The 18,795-nt window shown below is 34.4% G+C and carries 20 protein-coding genes and 1 tRNA gene; 14 read left to right on the top strand and 7 right to left on the bottom strand.

The window, feature by feature from the left end; genetic code table 11:
- Window positions 1-120 precede the first annotated feature (120 nt).
- Window positions 121-1,332 (bottom strand): beta-ketoacyl-ACP synthase I, encoded by a 1,212-nt coding sequence (gene fabB / locus J3U56_RS02055; protein WP_267332991.1) that lies wholly within the window; start codon window positions 1,330-1,332, stop codon window positions 121-123.
- Between the two features lie 303 nt (window positions 1,333-1,635).
- Here fabB and J3U56_RS02050 point away from each other — a divergent pair, with 303 nt between their 5' ends.
- Window positions 1,636-2,901: a putative DNA modification/repair radical SAM protein gene (locus tag J3U56_RS02050; RefSeq protein ID WP_267348511.1), complete on the top strand. Its 1,266-nt coding sequence runs from the start codon at window positions 1,636-1,638 to the stop codon at window positions 2,899-2,901.
- Between the two features lie 3 nt (window positions 2,902-2,904).
- Entirely contained in the window at window positions 2,905-3,708 is an 804-nt protein-coding gene (locus tag J3U56_RS02045) for a TIGR03915 family putative DNA repair protein (protein ID WP_267332989.1), read from the top strand.
- Between the two features lie 51 nt (window positions 3,709-3,759).
- Here the strand turns inward: J3U56_RS02045 and J3U56_RS02040 are convergent, their stop codons facing one another.
- Window positions 3,760-4,518, bottom strand: a complete 759-nt coding sequence (locus tag J3U56_RS02040) for an MlaA family lipoprotein (RefSeq protein WP_267332988.1) — start codon at window positions 4,516-4,518, stop codon at window positions 3,760-3,762.
- Between the two features lie 126 nt (window positions 4,519-4,644).
- Between J3U56_RS02040 and J3U56_RS02035 the strand changes: the two genes are divergently transcribed.
- Window positions 4,645-4,716, top strand: a tRNA-Arg gene (locus J3U56_RS02035).
- Between the two features lie 346 nt (window positions 4,717-5,062).
- Here J3U56_RS02035 and J3U56_RS02030 read toward each other — a convergent pair.
- Window positions 5,063-5,311, bottom strand: coding sequence for a hypothetical protein (locus tag J3U56_RS02030; protein ID WP_065634191.1), 249 nt, complete (start codon window positions 5,309-5,311; stop codon window positions 5,063-5,065).
- A 538-nt stretch (window positions 5,312-5,849) separates the two neighbouring features.
- On the opposite strand from J3U56_RS02030, the gene J3U56_RS02025 reads away from it, so the two are divergent.
- From J3U56_RS02025 to J3U56_RS02015, 3 genes are read left to right on the top strand one after another with little or no spacing between them, the layout of a single operon-like run.
- Window positions 5,850-6,638, top strand: coding sequence for a transporter substrate-binding domain-containing protein (locus J3U56_RS02025; RefSeq protein ID WP_267366508.1), 789 nt, complete (start codon window positions 5,850-5,852; stop codon window positions 6,636-6,638).
- 7 nt (window positions 6,639-6,645) lie between these two features.
- The gene (locus J3U56_RS02020) at window positions 6,646-7,329 is read left to right on the top strand and encodes an ABC transporter permease (protein WP_267332985.1); all 684 of its coding nucleotides are present in this window, start codon (window positions 6,646-6,648) and stop codon (window positions 7,327-7,329) included.
- A 15-nt stretch (window positions 7,330-7,344) separates the two neighbouring features.
- Complete coding sequence (locus J3U56_RS02015) at window positions 7,345-8,070, top strand: ABC transporter permease (RefSeq protein WP_267366506.1); 726 nt, start codon at window positions 7,345-7,347, stop codon at window positions 8,068-8,070.
- A gap of 64 nt (window positions 8,071-8,134) precedes the next feature.
- On the opposite strand, the gene J3U56_RS02010 is transcribed toward J3U56_RS02015, so the two are convergent.
- Both J3U56_RS02010 and lexA read right to left on the bottom strand, forming a co-directional pair.
- Entirely contained in the window at window positions 8,135-8,506 is a 372-nt protein-coding gene (locus J3U56_RS02010) for a hypothetical protein (protein WP_267332983.1), read from the bottom strand.
- A 51-nt stretch (window positions 8,507-8,557) separates the two neighbouring features.
- Window positions 8,558-9,184, bottom strand: a complete 627-nt coding sequence (gene lexA, locus J3U56_RS02005; protein ID WP_267332982.1) for a transcriptional repressor LexA — start codon at window positions 9,182-9,184, stop codon at window positions 8,558-8,560.
- A 369-nt stretch (window positions 9,185-9,553) separates the two neighbouring features.
- Here lexA and coaE point away from each other — a divergent pair, with 369 nt between their 5' ends.
- The 4 genes from coaE to tsaD are packed head-to-tail and all read left to right on the top strand — an operon-like array spanning window position 9,554 to window position 12,163.
- A complete protein-coding gene (coaE, locus tag J3U56_RS02000) occupies window positions 9,554-10,162 on the top strand; it encodes a dephospho-CoA kinase (RefSeq protein ID WP_267343894.1) in 609 nt (202 codons plus the stop codon).
- A 2-nt stretch (window positions 10,163-10,164) separates the two neighbouring features.
- Window positions 10,165-10,902, top strand: coding sequence for a cell division protein ZapD (zapD, locus tag J3U56_RS01995; protein WP_267366504.1), 738 nt, complete (start codon window positions 10,165-10,167; stop codon window positions 10,900-10,902).
- Between the two features lie 38 nt (window positions 10,903-10,940).
- Window positions 10,941-11,144 carry a DNA gyrase inhibitor YacG gene (yacG, locus tag J3U56_RS01990; RefSeq protein WP_416379730.1) on the top strand — a complete coding sequence of 68 codons (204 nt, stop codon included), beginning with the start codon at window positions 10,941-10,943 and terminating at the stop codon, window positions 11,142-11,144.
- Window positions 11,144-12,163, top strand: coding sequence for a tRNA (adenosine(37)-N6)-threonylcarbamoyltransferase complex transferase subunit TsaD (gene tsaD / locus J3U56_RS01985; RefSeq protein ID WP_267366502.1), 1,020 nt, complete (start codon window positions 11,144-11,146; stop codon window positions 12,161-12,163). The genes yacG and tsaD overlap by 1 nt, the downstream gene beginning before the upstream one ends.
- An 83-nt stretch (window positions 12,164-12,246) precedes the next feature.
- Here the strand turns inward: tsaD and J3U56_RS01980 are convergent, their stop codons facing one another.
- Complete coding sequence (locus J3U56_RS01980; RefSeq protein WP_065634591.1) at window positions 12,247-12,594, bottom strand: DUF4282 domain-containing protein; 348 nt, start codon at window positions 12,592-12,594, stop codon at window positions 12,247-12,249.
- A gap of 123 nt (window positions 12,595-12,717) precedes the next feature.
- On the opposite strand from J3U56_RS01980, the gene ycaO reads away from it, so the two are divergent.
- Window positions 12,718-14,484 carry a 30S ribosomal protein S12 methylthiotransferase accessory factor YcaO gene (gene ycaO / locus J3U56_RS01975; protein ID WP_267366500.1) on the top strand — a complete coding sequence of 589 codons (1,767 nt, stop codon included), beginning with the start codon at window positions 12,718-12,720 and terminating at the stop codon, window positions 14,482-14,484.
- A 55-nt stretch (window positions 14,485-14,539) separates the two neighbouring features.
- On the opposite strand, the gene J3U56_RS01970 is transcribed toward ycaO, so the two are convergent.
- Entirely contained in the window at window positions 14,540-15,370 is an 831-nt protein-coding gene (locus J3U56_RS01970; protein WP_267332976.1) for a shikimate 5-dehydrogenase, read from the bottom strand.
- Between the two features lie 75 nt (window positions 15,371-15,445).
- On the opposite strand from J3U56_RS01970, the gene J3U56_RS01965 reads away from it, so the two are divergent.
- From J3U56_RS01965 to J3U56_RS01955, 3 genes are all read left to right on the top strand, one after another.
- The gene (locus J3U56_RS01965; protein ID WP_267343899.1) at window positions 15,446-15,781 is read left to right on the top strand and encodes a nitrous oxide-stimulated promoter family protein; all 336 of its coding nucleotides are present in this window, start codon (window positions 15,446-15,448) and stop codon (window positions 15,779-15,781) included.
- A gap of 302 nt (window positions 15,782-16,083) precedes the next feature.
- Complete coding sequence (locus tag J3U56_RS01960; protein WP_267366498.1) at window positions 16,084-17,724, top strand: hypothetical protein; 1,641 nt, start codon at window positions 16,084-16,086, stop codon at window positions 17,722-17,724.
- Window positions 17,725-17,836: 112 nt separating this feature from the next.
- On the top strand, window positions 17,837-18,388 hold the full coding sequence (locus tag J3U56_RS01955) for a hypothetical protein (protein WP_267332973.1): 552 nt from the start codon (window positions 17,837-17,839) through the stop codon (window positions 18,386-18,388).
- Window positions 18,389-18,795 lie beyond the last annotated feature (407 nt).

Raw genomic sequence — 18,795 nt, 5'->3', positions numbered from 1 at the left:
GAAAATAAAGGCACTAAACGTGATGTGATAATTTTATTTACGCTTATCTATCGCCACCTTAAATAAAAAAACCGTTCTAAGTTGAACGGTTTTTAGTTAAGTTTTTAGCAAGCAGCTAAATTATGCTTTATATTTTTTCATCACAATTGAAGCATTAGTTCCACCAAAACCAAAACTATTTGACATAACAGTTGTCAGTTCACGTTCAGTCGGTTCAGTAATGATATTCATACCAATAGCGGCTTCATCAAGTTCGTCAATATTAATGCTTGGTGTAATAAAACCATGCTCTAGCATTAATAGTGAATAAATTAACTCTTGTGCACCGGTGGCGCTTAATGAGTGACCTGTCATTGATTTTGTGGAAGAAATAGCTGGAATATTGTCACCAAACACTTGTTTGATTGCCCAAAGCTCTTTAACATCACCAACTGGTGTTGAAGTACCATGAGTATTGATATAATCAACAGGGACGTCTAAATCTTGAATAGCAAGCTGCATACAACGCATAGCGCCTTCACCAGATGGTGCAACCATGTCATAACCATCCGAAGTCGCACCATAACCGACTAGTTCGCCGTAGATATGTGCACCACGCGCAAGCGCATGTTCTAACTCTTCAACAACTACCATACCGGCGCCACCTGCGATAACAAAACCATCACGGTTTGCATCATAGGCTCTCGATGCTTTTTCTGGCGTATCATTATATTTGGTTGAAAGGGCACCCATTGCATCAAATTCGCAAGACATTTCCCAACAGAGTTCCTCACCACCACCAGCAAAAACAATATCTTGTTTGCCCAATTGAATTAATTCAGCCGCATGACCAATACAGTGAACCGATGTTGCACAAGCAGAAGTCATGGAATAACTTACCCCTTTAATCTTAAATGGCGTTGCTAAACATGCAGAAATTGCCGATGACATTGATTTTGTTACCGCATAAGGACCTACTCCACGTAACCCTTTTTCTTTCATACCTGCAACAACATTATATTGCGTTTTAGTTGAACCACCATAACCGGCAATTAGACCAGTGCGAGGATTTGATACTTGTTCAGGGGTTAATTTGGCATCTTCTATAGCTTGTTGTAAAGCTAAATAGCCATAAATAGAAGCATCATTCATAAAGCGAACAATTTTACGATCGATTAATCCTGTTGTATCTAGTTTTACATTTCCACATACATGGCTACGCATTCCGCTATCTTTCATTTCTTGTGAAAAAGTAATGCCGCTTCGACCTACTTTTAATGATTCTAGAACTTCTTTAGTATTGTTACCGATACTTGATAGAATACCTAACCCAGTAATTACAACACGTTTCATTTAATGCTTTACTCCTAAAATTATCTGGCTTCATATGAAAAATTGATGTGATTATAGCGTACACTTGTAAGCTGAACAATACCTTATTATCTATTTTATTTAAGCTGATGAAAGATAATAATCCGTTTTCATCACAAAGCGTGATTAACTCTACGTTTTTCATTCCGGTTGTTTAGACAGTAATTATGATGAATTTACTGATCTGATGAGGTAGATCAAATAAAATTAACCTTTATTAAATTGTTGCACACAATAATATAATCCTTATAATACTGTATATAAAAACAGTTATTGTGGTGTGCTATGAATGACAAAATGATTAATAAACTTGAAATATTAGCAGAATCAGCTAAATATGATGTTTCTTGTGCTTCGAGCGGCAGTTCTCGATCAAATAAACATAAAGGTATTGGTAATGCTCATAGTCGAGGTATTTGTCATACTTTTACCGCCGATGGTCGATGTGTTGCATTGCTTAAAATTATGTTGACTAATTACTGTATGTTTGATTGTGCTTACTGTATTAATCGACAGAGTAATGATATTCCAAGAGCGGGTTTTACCCCGAAAGAGTTAGCCCAATTAACAATAGAATTTTATCGTCGTAACTATATAGAAGGGCTATTTTTAAGTTCCGGTATTGTTAGAAGCCCTGACCATACAATGGAAAAGATGATCAAAGTTGTTACCATTTTGCGTAAAGAATATGATTTTAATGGTTATATTCATATGAAAGCGATACCCGGAGCAAGTAATGATTTGATTAAACAAGCTGGATTATTAGTTGATCGAATGAGTGTTAATTTAGAAATTCCAACAGAAAAAAATCTTAAATTATTGGCACCAGACAAAGATCATCAAACCATTTATCAACCCATGCGCCATATCCAACAAAATCTATTGGAAAATGTGGAAGATCGTAAAAGAATAAAATCGACTCCCAAATTTGTACCTGCAGGTCAAAGTACCCAACTGATTATTGGCGCAACGGATGAATCGGATAATCAAATTTTACAATTGACCGCTAAGTTATATAAAAGACCCAGCATGAAGCGTGTTTACTATTCAGGATTTGTGCCAGTAAATAGCTATGATAAAAGGTTACCTGTATTACAAGACGTGCCTAGAGTTCGCGAAAATCGATTGTATCAAGCTGACTGGCTTTTGCGTTTTTATGGTTTTAATGTGGATGAGATTGTGAATGACAGTTATCCGGATCTCGATTTGACAGTTGATCCTAAATTATCGTGGGCAATACGTAATCCACAATTTTTTCCGGTAGATATTAATTACGATAGCTATCAAAAAATTTTACGCGTTCCCGGTATTGGTGTTAAATCGGCCAAACTTATTGTTATGGCAAGGCGCCATCGAAAACTTAATTTAGCAGCACTTAAACGCATAGGGGTAGTTTTGAAGCGTGCACAGTTTTTTATCATTTGTCATGAGATGCGAGAATTCAAGTTACTCGACTCTTCAGCTGAATATATTCGTCTTTCTTTACAAGAACCGCCTTTGTTAGAAGCGAAAGCCGCTTCTTTACCTCAGCAATTAGTCATGGGGTTTTAGTTGATGATAGTCTTTTATTATGACAAAACTTTTGAAGGGTTACTTTGTGCCGTGTTTGACATATTCAAGTTAAAAAAAATGCCAGAGTGTTTATTGCTTGAAGGCGATGTAGCCCCTTTATTAGCGTCTGAAACGCATGTAGTTGAATTTCGTAATAGCAAATATGAACGGGTACAACTAGCACTCGAAAAAAAAATTTCTAAAATCGCGCTTAATCAGTTGTTGTATGTTTGGTTATCTGAACTTCCTGAAAGTGACTTAATTATTTTGCGCTATATCTGTAAAGTTTTTCAATCAACACATTCAATTGAGACCGATTTTGGCGATCCTGATGTGCTAACTGTGCATGATATCGCTAAAAAAGTGAGTCGCGAAAAGCATCATTTAGTGCAGTTTGTACGATTTAATGCGATAAATAATCCAATAAGCGCCAGTGAAAATAGTTTAAGTGAAAAAATTTATTTTGCGGTCATTGCACCCATTTATAATGCATTACCCTTAGTGTTAAATTTTTTTCAAGATCGTTATGCGGATCAAAAATGGGCGATTTATGATGAGAAGCGGCAATATGGCTATTTTTATAATCTTGAAAAGATTGAACGAATCTCGCTAGCTAATCATGAAGATATCGTTGTTAACAGTATGATCAATCAAGATTATATGACTAAAGATGAACAACTATTTCAAACCATGTGGCTGCGTTATTGTAACGCGCTAACTATTAAAGAAAGAGTGAATCCTAAATTGCAACGTCAACAGATGCCAAAACGATTTTGGCAATATCTACCTGAAATGAAAGGTAAATAAAAAACCGCCAATGTTAGCGGCGGTTTCATTATTTGGTAATAGTGAAAATGGCTATTGTGAATCAATATCGTTAATAAAGCTGTTAATACTCTCTTCACGTTGCTGTTGCTTTTCTTCGTCCACTTTGCCGCCCGAGGCAATAAAGTCATTACGTTGGAAGTAAGCATTACGCATAAAATTGTATGGGTCATCACTATTTTTAATAAGATCTTCATATTGAATAGCGACAGCACGCGCTTCAATACCATCAAACACACCTCGTACTAACGCCCATTGCCAATCTAACCAAACTAGTGGGGGATAAAGGGTATCAACTAATCCTCCGCCTTCTTCACGTAATGTCGCTGAACCATAGAAAGGTAACACAACGTAAGGACCATAAGGAACATCGTAATGACCTAATACATCACCAAAAGTACGTTTATTGCCTTTTTGTAATTGGGGTTCGACCATACTTGCAACATCAAAAAGACCTGCAACACCAAAAACAGTATTCAAAAAGAATCGAGCTAAATGTGTACCAGCTTTATGCACATCTCCCTGTAAAAGGTTGTTTACCATCGATGCTGGTTCGGAAAGGTTTGATGACACATTAACTATCCCTTTTCGCATAGGCGTAGGGACATAATCTTTCCATACAACAGCGGCAGGGCGTAAAACATAGGGGTCAAGCGCGTAGTAGTTTACATTGAACATCGCTTTATTAAATCCTGATAATGGATCACTATAGGTATTGGTTTCTGGTTGATAAGTTGCACAACTAGTAAGCGCCATTACAGAAAACATCATGCCAACGATTCTTTTTTTCATAATATCTTCGACAAAATAATATAAGATTAGAGATGATGCGATTGTATCATGTTTACTTAAAATAGAAAATTTTTCGTTATTTAATTGGTATTATTGATATAAATTTATTAAAATACACGCCGCTGTGACCTCATAGTTAAATGGATATAACGAGCCCCTCCTAAGGGCTAATTGCAGGTTCGATTCCTGCTGGGGTCAAATTTTGATAAGAATATAACGATTTTAAAAAGCGTTTTTATTGAAAGTTTTACGATAAAATCTAAATAGAACCTCAACGATTGACTAAATTATATAATATCCTATATTACAAGGATTTATGCATATAAAAGCACTCGTCAACCGAGTCTACTTTTTCTCGATTTCAATCCTCTAATATATATCCGATAACTAAAATCGCTCTAATTGAACTGTTATATTATTTAGCATGAAATAGCCAAAAAATAGCTATTTATTTGTACAAGGATATAACTGTTATTTACGTGGCACTGTAAATTTTTATTTTTTATTAAGTTAAAATAGATTCGTTTAACTATCCGATTAATTATTATTTAACTCCAGGAAACGAATCGACATACTGAATAGTAAAATCAGGAAAAGAATCGACAATCTGTATTTTGTAATTTGGAAAACTATCGACTATTTTCCACTCTCCGGGTTTATTTGCAAAACCATTCGTTTTTTTGACCCGCAGATCGGGAAAACTTTTCACGACTTTCACCCTGTAATCGGGGAATGAATCAACAAATTTTATTTTTCCATAGATTTTTGACACATCGGGTTTTGCCTGTAGCATAAATGGAATCAGAATTAATATAATTGTTTTGATAACTATTTTCATAAAATTTCCTTTAATTTATAAAGTAAGTGTTGTTATCACTATATCTATTAATAAATATTATAATTAAAATATATCAAATGTGTTATTAAACAAATGTTAGACATGGTGTTAAATTGCGTTGAGTTAAATCAATAAGCATCTAGCACTAATTTGTTTATATTTATTTGGTTATTGTTGATCCTTATTTAATTATAACGGCAATGAGTAAACTTTATTACAGTCTAGTAAAATCTTGCTGTTAGCTTAATAGGTCTAACAATTTTATCTTGCAGTTAATGGTCATGATTAATATTGTCTTTAATTAAGAGATATAATTTATCATTTTAATATGGCGATGTGATTTTTGGAGTTTTAATACGATACTTTTTACTCTAAATAACTACTTCAAATAATCAATCCTTATACTATACCGGATATTAAAGATTTTTTTATTATTAAATTTATTCATAACACGTTATATTATGCGCCTCAAAAAATTATAAGAGACATCATTATGAAAATATTTTTAAAGGTACTATCCCTTATTAGTTTGATTAGTTTACCATTATATAGTCAGGCAAAATTACCAGAATCAATTAAAATTGGTTCAGATACTTCCTATGCCCCATTCGATTTTATTGACGCAAATGGTGAAATTACAGGTTTTAATATTGAAATAACAAAGGCACTTTGTGCTAAAGCAAATATTGAATGTGTCTTTAAAACTACTGATTTTGATGCACTGATTCCTTCACTTTTATCGAGAAAGATTGATATGATTTCGTCATCTTTGATGATGACCGAAAAACGTAAAAAGCAGATTGCGTTTTCTGATGAAATTTTTGTGACTAATTCAAGATTAATCACAAAAGAAGGTGCCAATATTATGCCTACAGTTGAATCTTTAAAAGGTAAGCGAGTAGGTGTTGAACAAGGTACTTCGCAAGAACATTTTGCTAATGAAGTTTGGCGTCCAAACGGTGTGATCATTGTCCCTTATCAAAATCAATTACAAGTGTTTTCTGATTTAGTGGCGGGGCGTTTAGATGCGTCATTACAAGATGAGGTAACCGGTAGTTATGCATTTTTAAAACAACCGCAAGGAAAAGGTTTTGCGTTTGCAGGCAAAGCATTAACCGATAAAACGTATTTCGATGTTGGGGTAGGGTTAGGCTTCCGTAAAAATGATACTGAATTACGAGAGGCTTTTAATAAGGCTCTTGTTGAGATTCTAAATGATGGTACCTATAAAAAAATCAATGATAAATACTTTGATTTTAGTGTTTATGGCAATAAAAAATAATTAAGTAATGCAAGGTTATATTCCGCTTATTTTGCAAGGTGCTTTAATTACCATTGGACTAGCAATCACTTCGTTGATTGTGGCTGTATTACTTGGTGTGATTTGTGCTTTAGGCAAAATGTCTAAAATAAAATTACTACGATTACTTTGTCAGGCTTATACCTCTTTAATTCGAGGTGTGCCTGATTTAGTTCTTATGATGCTAATATTTTTTGGATTACAATTTGCGCTCAATAATATTACCGATTTTTTTAATATGGATATTATCGAAATTAATCCTTTTGTAGCTGGAATGATTACGTTAGGTTTTATTTACGGCGCCTATTTTACTGAAACCTTCCGAGGTGCTTATCAGTCAGTATCGAAAAACACCTTGAATGCTGCTATTGCACTTGGATTAAGTCAAACTCAAGTTTTTCGTTATGTTATGTTTCCACTTATGATGCGCTTTGCTTTGCCGGGAATAGCAAATAACTGGTTGGTTGTTTTAAAATCAACTGCGTTGGTTTCGTTATTAGGTTTATTTGATTTAGTTAAAGCAACAAAAACGGTAGGCGAAGCAACGTATCAACCACTATTATTTGCTTTAATCGCTGGCGCGTTTTATCTGTTTTTCACCACTATTTCAAATCTTGCTTTGTGGTGGCTAGAAAAGCATTATTCCATTGGTATAACCAAAGCAAAATTATAAACAAAGAGCCTTATCATGTTAGAGATTCTTCAAGACTACTGGAAAGCGTTGTTATGGACAGATGGGTATAATATCACTGGGCTAGCTATGACACTGTGGATTTTGGTCTTATCGATTTCCCTTGGCGGTATTTTGTCTTTAGTTTTAGCGGTTGGTCGTAATTCAAAAAATCAATACATCAAGTTACCTATTTGGTGTTTCACCTATGTCTTTCGAGGCACGCCTTTGTATGTTCAATTATTAGTTATCTATACAGGACTTTATACATTGAGTTTTGTGCAGAATCATCAATGGGTTAATGATTTTTTTCAAAGTGGCTTAAATTGTACTATTTTAGCGTTTACCTTAAATACTTGTGCTTACACCACTGAGGTTATAGCGGGCTCAATGCGTAATGTGCCCAATGGTGAAATTCAAGCGGCAATAGCCTTAGGTTTTAATCGATTTCAATTATATCGATATATTATTTTACCAAGAGCCTTTCGTCTTGCTTTGCCTGCTTACAGTAATGAAGTTATTTTTATGTTGCACTCAACTGCATTAGCATTTACCGCAACCGTTCAAGATGTAATGAAAATTGCTCGTGACATTTATGCTGAAACATATCAACCTTTTCATGCCTTTGGTATTGCTGCGGTTATTTATCTTTGTGTTAGTTTTACATTAATTTGGGGATTTAGAAAATTAGAAAGGCGTTGTTTGGCATATATGCAAATAGATTGGTCTGTAAAAGCTAATTAAATATTCAAAATATTAAGCCATTATTGTATCAATAATGGCTTTGGTAAAATGATCATTTATATAATTAATTAGCTGCTGGGTAGCCATAGTCTTCGGTATGATCTTCATGATCTGAAGAACCCGGTAACGCTCTGGTGCGATCGATTGGTACATAACTCCCACTTGGTGTTTCGATCTGACATTCTTCTAAATAGATTGAGTACTTGGTATTAGCATGCATACTCACACCTCTAAAGTAACAATGTGTCGCATTATATAAGTCGTTACGACAGAGCACGGCTATGACTAGCCAAACGGCAACAATCGCTAATGCTACCCATTTTAAGTGTCGCCAAATAAACGACCAAAAGCCTTGTCCACGAAATCGACAATAAGCAAATATAAGTAAAAAAATCGCAACAAATCCTAAAAATTCATATAACCAAAATAGCCACATGTTGTTATCTCCTAAGCAATAATTAGTTGCTATTTTATACTAACTTTTTATTTACATCCATGACCCATTACGAATAATACCTACAGCAATACCTTCAATAGCAAAGCTCTGTTGTTCTAAATCAACTTCAATAGGTGAAAAGTCTTCATTTTCGGCCAGTAAGTGTACATGTTTACCATGGCGAGATAGTCTTTTAACGGTGACTTCATCATCAATTCGTGCAACTACCACTTGGCCATTTTTTACATCTTGGGTTTTGTGCACGGCAAGTAAGTCACCATCTAATATACCAATATCTTTCATTGACATACCGTGAACCCTTAATAAAAAGTCAGCTTGGGGTTTGAATACAGAAGGATCGATTTGATAATGACTTTCAATATGTTCTTGCGCTAGGATAGGTGAGCCGGCAGCCACTTGCCCAATAAGTGGAAGACCTTCAAAATCATGTTGATCATCGGACGTTTCGAGCAGTAGACGAATACCACGAGATGAACCAGCTATCATTTCAATCGCCCCTTTTTTAGCTAAAGCTTTCAAATGTTCTTCAGCCGCATTAGCGGAGCGAAATCCTAATTTTTGCGCAATTTCAGCGCGTGTTGGTGGCATGCCAGTTGTTTGAATATTTTCTTTGATCAAATCGTATATTTGCTGCTGACGTTCTGTTAATGGTCTCATTATCAATTTCCTGTGTTTATATACAGATATATGTGATTATATACAGCTAATACTATAAAACCAACAGTTTTGTTGATTTTATTTTTTATTGGTTGATTAATTTTTCAATATGTTGATAACTTGTTCATTTGGATAAAATCAAGTTCTATTGAAAAAGATAAATTTTGTTTTATTCCAATAGTGATCATTTTTATCATCTTAACTTAATTTTTTTATGTTGGTTTGCAATAAGTGATTTTTATTAAAAAAATTATAATATTCTGAATAAAATGTATTTTTTGTTTTTAGGTAAGAAAAATTAGCATATATAATGAGATTCAGTTATATGATATACTAATCATGGTAATTATTAGATCGGAAACTATATTCATGTCTTATATTGTTGCACTTAGTGGTGGTGTTGCCAGTGGTAAAAGTACCATTGCAAATCTTTTTGCACAATTAGGTGTGCCGATTATTGATGCTGATGTTATTGCTAGGCAAGTTGTTCAGATTGGAACTGATGCTTATCTTGAAATTGTTAAACATTTTAGCCAGGAAATCTTATTACCTGATGGTGAATTGGATCGCAGTCAATTGCGGGAAATTATCTTTAATAATTCGCATGAAAGGCTTTGGTTAAACCACTTATTACATCCGATTATTCAACAAAAAACGCAGGAACAAATTGCAAAACAGACTGCGGTTTATGTAATTTGGGTGGTGCCACTTTTGATTGAAAATAATTTACATCACTTAGCTGATCGAGTTTTGATGATCGATATTCCGAAAGCACTACAATTACAGCGTCTGGTTCAAAGAGATAATATTGATATAGCGTTAGCTCAAAAAATGATTCAATCTCAAGTTTCTGGTGAAAAACGATTATCCTATGCTGATGATATAATCATCAATAATGGTGATTTAGCTTGTTTGACTGAGCAAGTAAATGAATTACATCAACAATACTTAAATAACCTTAAAATTAATAATGGATAAGTATGGATAAGATTATTTTTGAACATCCACTAAATGAAAAGATGCGTACCTGGTTACGTGTTGAATTTTTATTAAAACAATTAGATCTACATTGTCATTTTGATCAAAATAATGCGTTACTTTTTTTTCATGCACTGTCTGAGTTATTAGAAATTATTGAACGTAATGATGTTAGAAGTGATTTGATTAAAGAAATCGAGTCTCAAAAACAAAAACTATCTTCTTGGTTAAATATTGAAGGCGTTGATCAAGAGTTAATAACCGAATTACTTAATAAATTTGATCATTATTTACTAAAATTTAATACAGCACCTCGATTAGGGCAAGCATTGAAAGATGATCGTTTTATTACCTCAATTCGCCAACGCTTAATGATTCCTGGCGGGTGCTGTAGTTTTGATCTTCCCTCTTTCTATCTGTGGTTAAAACAATCAGCAGAAAAACGAGATAGACAAGTACAAAGTTGGTTGCAGCATCTTGCTATTTTAAATGAATCGCTCTCATCATGTATGCAGTTGATACGCCAACTTGGCGAATTTAAATCATTCACTTGTGCCAATAATTTTTTTCAAGAAACCAATGGTGACATTAACCTTATTCGTATTCGTGTTTCGTTAGATAAAAATGTTTATCCACAAGTATCGGGTCATATGTCGCGTTATAGTATTCGATTTATTCCGCTTGAAGCTTGTGATAATACGAGTACCGATACGATAGAATTTGAATTAGCGTGCTGTTAATAGCATAAAATTAAAGAGTCAAAATGAACAAAAAAATAATGCAATTTGTGAAATGTCCAACATGTCAAAAAGAGGTGGAATGGTCGGAAAAAAGTTTATTTAGACCATTTTGTAGCAAACGTTGTCAGCTTATTGATTTGGGCGAGTGGGCAGCAGAAGAACATCGAATTCCCGATAAAGAAATCACAGAACACGATCTTTGGAGTGAAGATAATCTTTCTGATTTAATAGGAAAACATTAATGAAAGTGCTTGGTATTGAAACGTCTTGTGATGAAACTGGAATTGCTGTTTATGACGATCAATCTGGTCTATTAGCTAATCAACTTTACTCGCAAATTAATTTACATGCTGATTATGGTGGTGTCGTGCCTGAGCTTGCATCACGTGATCATATTCGCAAAACGGTACCATTGATTCAAGCCGCGTTAAAACAAGCTAACATAACGGCAGAGGATATTGATGGCGTCGCTTATACAGCAGGGCCCGGGTTAATTGGCGCTTTAATGGTTGGTGCATCTATCGGCCGTGCGCTTGCTTACGCTTGGAATGTGCCAGCAGTTGCTGTCAATCACATGGAAGGACATTTACTTGCCCCGATGCTGGAAGATAACCCACCAGAATTTCCCTTTGTTGCGTTATTGGTTTCGGGGGGACATACTCAATTAATTAGTGTTACAGGCATAGGTCAATATCAGTTACTCGGTGAATCGATTGATGATGCAGCAGGTGAGGCATTTGACAAAACAGCTAAATTATTGGGACTTGATTACCCCGGTGGAGCGAAGCTTTCAAAACTAGGAGAGCAGGGGATTGCAAATCGATTCTATTTTCCTAGGCCAATGACCGATCGGCCTGGATTGGATTTTAGTTTTTCAGGACTCAAAACCGCTGCTGCTAACATCATTCATCAAAATACTTGTGATGGCACTATTGATTTACAAACTAAGTCTGATATTGCTCGAGCTTTTGAAGATGCATTGGTCGACACCTTAGTAATTAAGTCACGTAGAGCTCTTGATGAAACAGGCTTTAATCGACTAGTTATTGCCGGCGGCGTTAGCGCCAATAAAACATTACGTCAACAATTATCGGTATTGATGAAAAACCGCAAAGGACAAGTTTATTATCCGAGATTAGAATTTTGTACAGATAATGGGGCTATGATTGCTTATGCAGGAATGGTACATTTAAAGGAAGGGCAGCATAGTGATTTAGCTATTGCGGTAAGACCTAGATGGCCTTTAAGTGATTTAAAGTAACAATAAGATTGTTTTTAAACGTTAGTTAAAGCTCAATCAAACGATATTTAACAGTAGGCAAATGCCTACTGTTAAAATAAACACTACTGTTTGTCGTCACTGTTTTGGTCTTCGTTACTGCTGTTTTGGTTTACGGCTAATTTTTCAATATTACGATTGATATTGAATAACACACAAACTAATTCAAAGCCGATTCTTGCAGAAATAACACCAACAATAAGACCTATGACACCTGTAAAAAATGCGATAAGTCCACCTAAAAAACTGTATTGAAAACTATGGAAACTGGCAATAATGACACCTAATCCACTTAAAACTATTAACACCAATGTTACCCAATAAAGGATAGTGATAATTACTGGTGTGATCATTTTATTGAAAAAGAAAAAATCTACTAATGAAAAACCCTCGGAATTTATAATTTTCTTCATTTTATTTCCTTAATTAAAAATTATTAATGATTATTACTTTTCATTTTAGTTAATAGCGTATACATTTAAGAATAAATAAATGAATAAAGCAATCTATTATTACACAATATTCTGAGATAACACATGAAAACTTATATTCCAGGCAAAGATGCCGCCCTTGAAGATTCCATCCAATATTTTCATCAACAACTCGCTAAATACCAATTAGAGGTAAAAGAGGCCTCTTGGCTTAATCCTGTGCCAAATGTTTGGTCGGTGCATATTCAAAACACACAGTGCCCACTCTGTTTTGCTAATGGTAAAGGCGCAAGTAAAAAAGCCGCTTTAGCTTCTGCACTCGGGGAATATTTTGAACGTTTATCAACTAATTACTTCTTTTCTGACTTTTACTTAGGACAACAAGTTGCTAATTCTGATTTTGTTCATTATCCAACTGAAAAATGGTTTGCAATACCTCAAGATAATAGCTTACCAAAAGGAATCTTATCCGAAAAATTACTTAAGTTTTATGATCCTGATCAGGAATTAACTGCTACTGATTTAGTCGACTTGCAATCAAGTAATGCTGAGCGTGGCATTTGCGCACTGCCTTTTGTACAACAATCCGATCAGAAAACGATTTATGTACCGGTTAATTTAATTGCTAATTTATATGCTTCCAATGGTATGTCAGCGGGCAATACGCGTAATGAGGCTCGAGTGCAAGGGTTATCAGAAATTTTTGAGCGTTACACTAAAAATAAGATAATTGCTGAAGCAATAAGCTTACCAACTATTCCGCCTGAAGTCATTAACCGTTATCCGGCTGTTTTAGCCGCTATAAATGCGCTTGAAAGTGAAGGCTTTCCACTTTACTGTTTTGATGCTTCTCTTGGCGGTGAATTCCCTGTTATCTGTGTCGTATTATTGAACCCAAACAATGGTACTTGTTATGCCTCATTTGGTGCGCATCCTGACTTTGGTGTCGCGCTTGAAAGAACGGTTACGGAACTACTACAAGGACGTAGTTTGAAAGATCTTGATGTGTTTTCTCCACCAAGTTTTGATAATGACGAAGTGGCTGATTTAAGTAACTTAGAAACCCACTTTATTGACTCAAGTGGCTTAATTTCGTGGGATCTATTTAATCAACAAGCTGATTATGAGTTTGTTGATTGGGATTTTTCTGGCACAACAGAACAAGAGTTTGATAACCTTATGGCGATTTTTGCTCGACACAAAACAGAGGTTCTTATCATGGACTATGAACATCTTGGTGTTTATGCCTGTCGCATTTTAGCTGTAGGTATGTCAGAAATCTATCCGCCTGAAGATCTTTTAATTGCGAATAATAATATGGCAATTGAGTTTAGAGATCTGATTTTATCTTTACCGAATAAAAAGCTGACAGCAAAACAGTATTTGGCAATTATAGAGCAGCTAGATGAGCAGGGGCTAGATGATTTTGCTCGCGTTCGTGAATTACTCGGTATTGCAACAGGTAAAGATAATGCATGGTTAACTTTACGTGTTGGTGAGTTAAAAGCAATGTTAGCATTAGCCGCAAAAGATTTAATTCAAGCACAAACATGGATCGATTGGACAATTGAAATGAATGAATCAATTTTTACCTCAGAACGGAATCATGCCTATCGTTGTCTGCAAACATTAGTCAGTTTTATCATTGATCGGGATAAAAAACAGTTTGAAAATTATCAAGACGCATTTAATAAAATGTATGGCAAAAATTGTGTTGATCAAATGTGGCAATATGCCAATGGTGAGAAAAAGTTTTTTGGTTTAACGGATTTATTTAACGATCCTAATATGTCAAATAACGATCTTGAACAATTTACAATGCATCAAAAATTGCTTTCTGTTTATCACAAACTGCATCAGGCAATGTTATAAGAAATTGAATTATATTCCACCGATTGTTTCGGTGGAATAAATCTAACATTGATGTTTAACCTTTTCTAGCAAAGTCTGCGGCTTGTTCAACAAGCTCCTTTTCAGGTCTAATTCCAGTGTACAATACAAATTGTTCAAGTGCTTGGATCACCGCTACATCAGCGCCAGAAATTATTGTTTTGTTTAATTTGCTTGCGTATTTAATCATTGGCGTTTCAACAGGTAATGCGACTACATCAAACACAATTTCGGCTTGTTCAATCATTGTCGTAGGGAAAGATAATTGATCAGCTTCGATACCGCCCTGCATTCCAATTGGTGTAACATTAATAATTAATTTTGCTTGTTCAGCAGGAACTTCTGTTTCATCTTTTACCCATTTATAACCATAGCGTTTTGCCAGTGCTTGTCCTTTTTGTTGGTTTCGAGCTGCAATAATCCCGTTTTTAAAGCCTTTATCGTAAAACGCACCGATAACGGCATTGGCCATACCGCCACTCCCTTTTAGTACAAACGGCGTGGTATTTTCTATCTGATTTTCTTCAATAAGTTTAGCAACAGCAATATAATCAGTGTTATAAGCAGTTAGATGATAATTGGTATTAACAATGGTATTGACTGACTGGATTGAACTTGCTGAAACATCTAATTCATCGATAAACTCAATACACGCTTGTTTATAAGGCATTGAAATTGCACAACCGCGAATGGCTAACGCTTTAATACCATAAATAGCGTCTTTTAAATTATTGGTTGTAAATGCTTTATAAATATAATTGAGATCAAGCTTTTCATATAAGAAGTTGTGAAAACGGGTTCCAAAATTGCTTGGCCTTGCAGAAAGTGACATACAAACTATGGTATCTTTATTAATAATTCTTGCCATTGTAACGAATCCTTGTGATTATAATTGATAATTAACTTTATTTTACCACTTTTTATATTAGCGTATATTTTGATTATGGTAGCCAATAATACTGGTCCTAAAATACAGCAAGAAAAAGCAACGATTAAGGTAATGATTCATTTATATTGCCACAAAAAACATCATACTGAAAAGCATCAATTGTGTAATGAATGTGATGATCTATTGCAATATGCGATGCGAAGACTCATCTTATGCCGCTTTGGCGAAAATAAAACAACTTGCGAAAAATGCCCTAAACATTGTTATCGTAAAGATTACCAACAAAAAATCAAACAAGTGATGCGATTTTCTGGTCCAAGAATGCTAATTTATCACCCGATTATGGCATTGAAGCATTTATATAAAAATTTGTTTGATTTAAAAAAATAAAGCTATTAGTTTTATTGTTAAACGTCGTTTGAAAATAGGTTGATCATGATAGGGTTAAAGTTGCCAGTGATAAAAATAAATCATTTATTTGAGGTTGATTGTTTTAGGTGTTAATCATTCTTAACAAACATTTACATAAATACACATTACAATTTGATTATTCTATTTTACTATTAGACTGAATGTTTGATATTATCGCGCACAAATGAGTTACATTAGATAATATATATAAGCTAATATATTGTATTTTATGAAAAAGTTAATAAAATTAGCTACAAGGAGTAGTAAAAATATGTTAAAATATGGTCTTAATCGGGCATCGGGCATCGGGCATCGGGCATCGGGCATCGGGCATCGGGCATCGGGCATCGGGCATCGGGCATCGGGCATTATTAGATAGTCTAGTTACAACAAGTCATCGCGTCAGTGGATTATCCTCGCACTTATCGACTTTTATCTCTTTTTTCATATTTTTAAAATTTTTATATTTCCTTAAACACTTTTCGAGCATTATTTCGTTAAATAATTCATATGTAAAAGATTATTTTAAATCAATTCAATCGGCATTAGCGCAATGTTCTTTATTGATATTTTTTATTTTATTGACGACTCATACCGCTCAAGCATTAAGTACAACGACAGCGAAAGCGATAGAAGGTAGTGCGCCGGAAGTGATAAATATCGATTTGGCAGCGAATAAGCAAGGATTTACGGTTAATGGTGTTTTTTACAGTGAAGCAAGCAACAATATCAAAGGTGATGTAATTAAGGAATTTAGTGGTGAGTTAAGCCCTGCTGATTTTATCGTTAAGAATTTTTACTATAATTCATTGGATAACACATTAAATTATGCGGATAAAGATGGTGATGGGATAGATACATCAAAGCCATTTTTACTTTCATTTACCAGTAAACAGTGGTATGACGGTAATGGAAAATTAATTACAGATATTAGTAAAACGATGGGATGCGGAAGTAGTTATCCGATGCCACTAACGCTTGAAATAACAACACAGGTAAAGACCTATTCTAAATATGGTATCCCTCGGGAAAGTGATTATGTGCCAATAGTGAAACGTTATCAAATTTCTTCTAAACCTCAAGTTTGTTATGCTAAACCTTATTCTTTAGAAATATTTCCTATGTATCAATGGCGTGGGGTTAATTCATCTACAGGTGGTATTGCTGATTGGAATCAAGAAACGTACAAAGTTCCAAATCCTGTCTATGGGGGTGGCTATACTGCAGATTATGTGCCTAACATGGGGTTTAAAGTAAATCCAACGGTATCAGCTGGCAAAAAATTCCCAATGACAGGTTTTCCTGGTGCAAAATTTCAATTAATTGTTTCAGGCGCACAGACTGATTATAGTTTTAGTATTCCCAATAATCCTGGTGGGCAAGTGACTATCGACCCACAGGGGTATGTCTTACTAAAAGGAAAACCAACCGGTGATGTTACGGTACGGGCTGCATTGAAACGAGATCCAACAATTAAATTTGATTATACGTTTAATCCAACCAGTGTTTGGGCTATTCCACAAGGAGACTTTTATGGTACTTACGAGCAGGTCAAAATTAAATGTGGTGGTGAACAAAATATGTTTTTACGTAGTGAGTTAACGAATTCTCCTGTTAAATCAGCTCCTTTAAATTGGGTGTTACATAATAATGTTTATACACGATCTATTGGTGAAAGTATTTTATCAGAATGGGGATATATTGAAGGCAAAAAGTCTTATCCTGATGCCAATTGGGGAGCTCAAACCTTAGCAAGTACAGCTGGTTATTCCTATTCTCATTATTGGACTAAAGAAGTTCATGATGCGTTTTCTCACTTTATTGTTATTACTGGCGATGGCGCAGTTTCTTTTATGGGCAATAACAGTGATATTGATCTAGTAGATAGTAGAAAATATCTTAGGGCAGTTTGCAAAGGTTAATTCTTCACTGAAGTAAATTATAACATTAACTTTTATTTTAATTAAAGAAAGTTACCCAGTCACCGGCGTGTTAGCGCGAAGTCGCTAGCACGCCAAAATTGAAGAACAAAAAATGAGCATGCATATTACTAAAAAGTTAGAAATTAGTCGTCGACTTGGCTATCTAAGTTTAATTGATGAGGGGAGTTTTTTAAGAATTTATAATCAATCAGCTTATATCATTAGTGAGCTATATCAACAGAAGTTGAAGATAATGCATAATATCCTAGGTAAATTGAACAATTACCCTATAGTTTATTGCGGGTTTCCTAAAAGAAATCTTTCATTTCATTTTAATAACGCTCAAAAAATGGAATGGGGCTATCAAATAGCTGGAGATTTCGATTTAAGTGGATATCAAATGTGGTTTAATCAATTTTTTACTTTATCAAAGAAAGATATTAATACTAGAGTCAATCCGCTAGTTCATCATCAATCTAAAATTATAAATCAATCACAACAACCTGAAATAATGCCAAAATTATCCCCAAAAACTGTAAGAACAACGCTGCATCTTAATACTAATCAATTAATTTTTCTAAAAAATTGGCAGCCTGATAGTGATAATAACAAAATAACCCAACAATTTATGCTTAGTTTACAGCGGCAATTGTTCAGATCTTAAGTGAGATCATTATTTAATGAAAGGATAACTATTTTTTTACTTTTGTTTTGTAGATCTTCAGTAAACTGAATTCAATAAACTAACGATTAATAATCGGTGAGATTAGTCAATAAAATATAGATTTAACGTTCATTTTAATCGACTTATCGTAGATTCTTAACAAACATTTACATAAATACACATTACAATTTGATTATTCTATTTTAATATTAGACTGAATTTTTGATATTATCGCGTACAAATGAGTTACATTAGGTGATATATATAAAAGCTAATATGTTGTATTTTTTGAAAAAGTTAATAAAATTAACTACAAGGAATGGTAAAAATATGTTAAAATGTGGTCTTAATCGGGCATCGGGCATCGGGCATCGGGCATCGGGCATCGGGCATCGGGCATCGGGCAT

The organism is Gilliamella sp. B2824 (genome assembly GCF_026536245.1).
In the GTDB taxonomy this organism is placed as follows: Bacteria; Pseudomonadota; Gammaproteobacteria; order Enterobacterales; family Orbaceae; genus Gilliamella.
The sequence above is the reverse complement of the archived record's forward strand: the minus strand, read 5'-3'. Positions and strand labels throughout refer to the sequence as shown.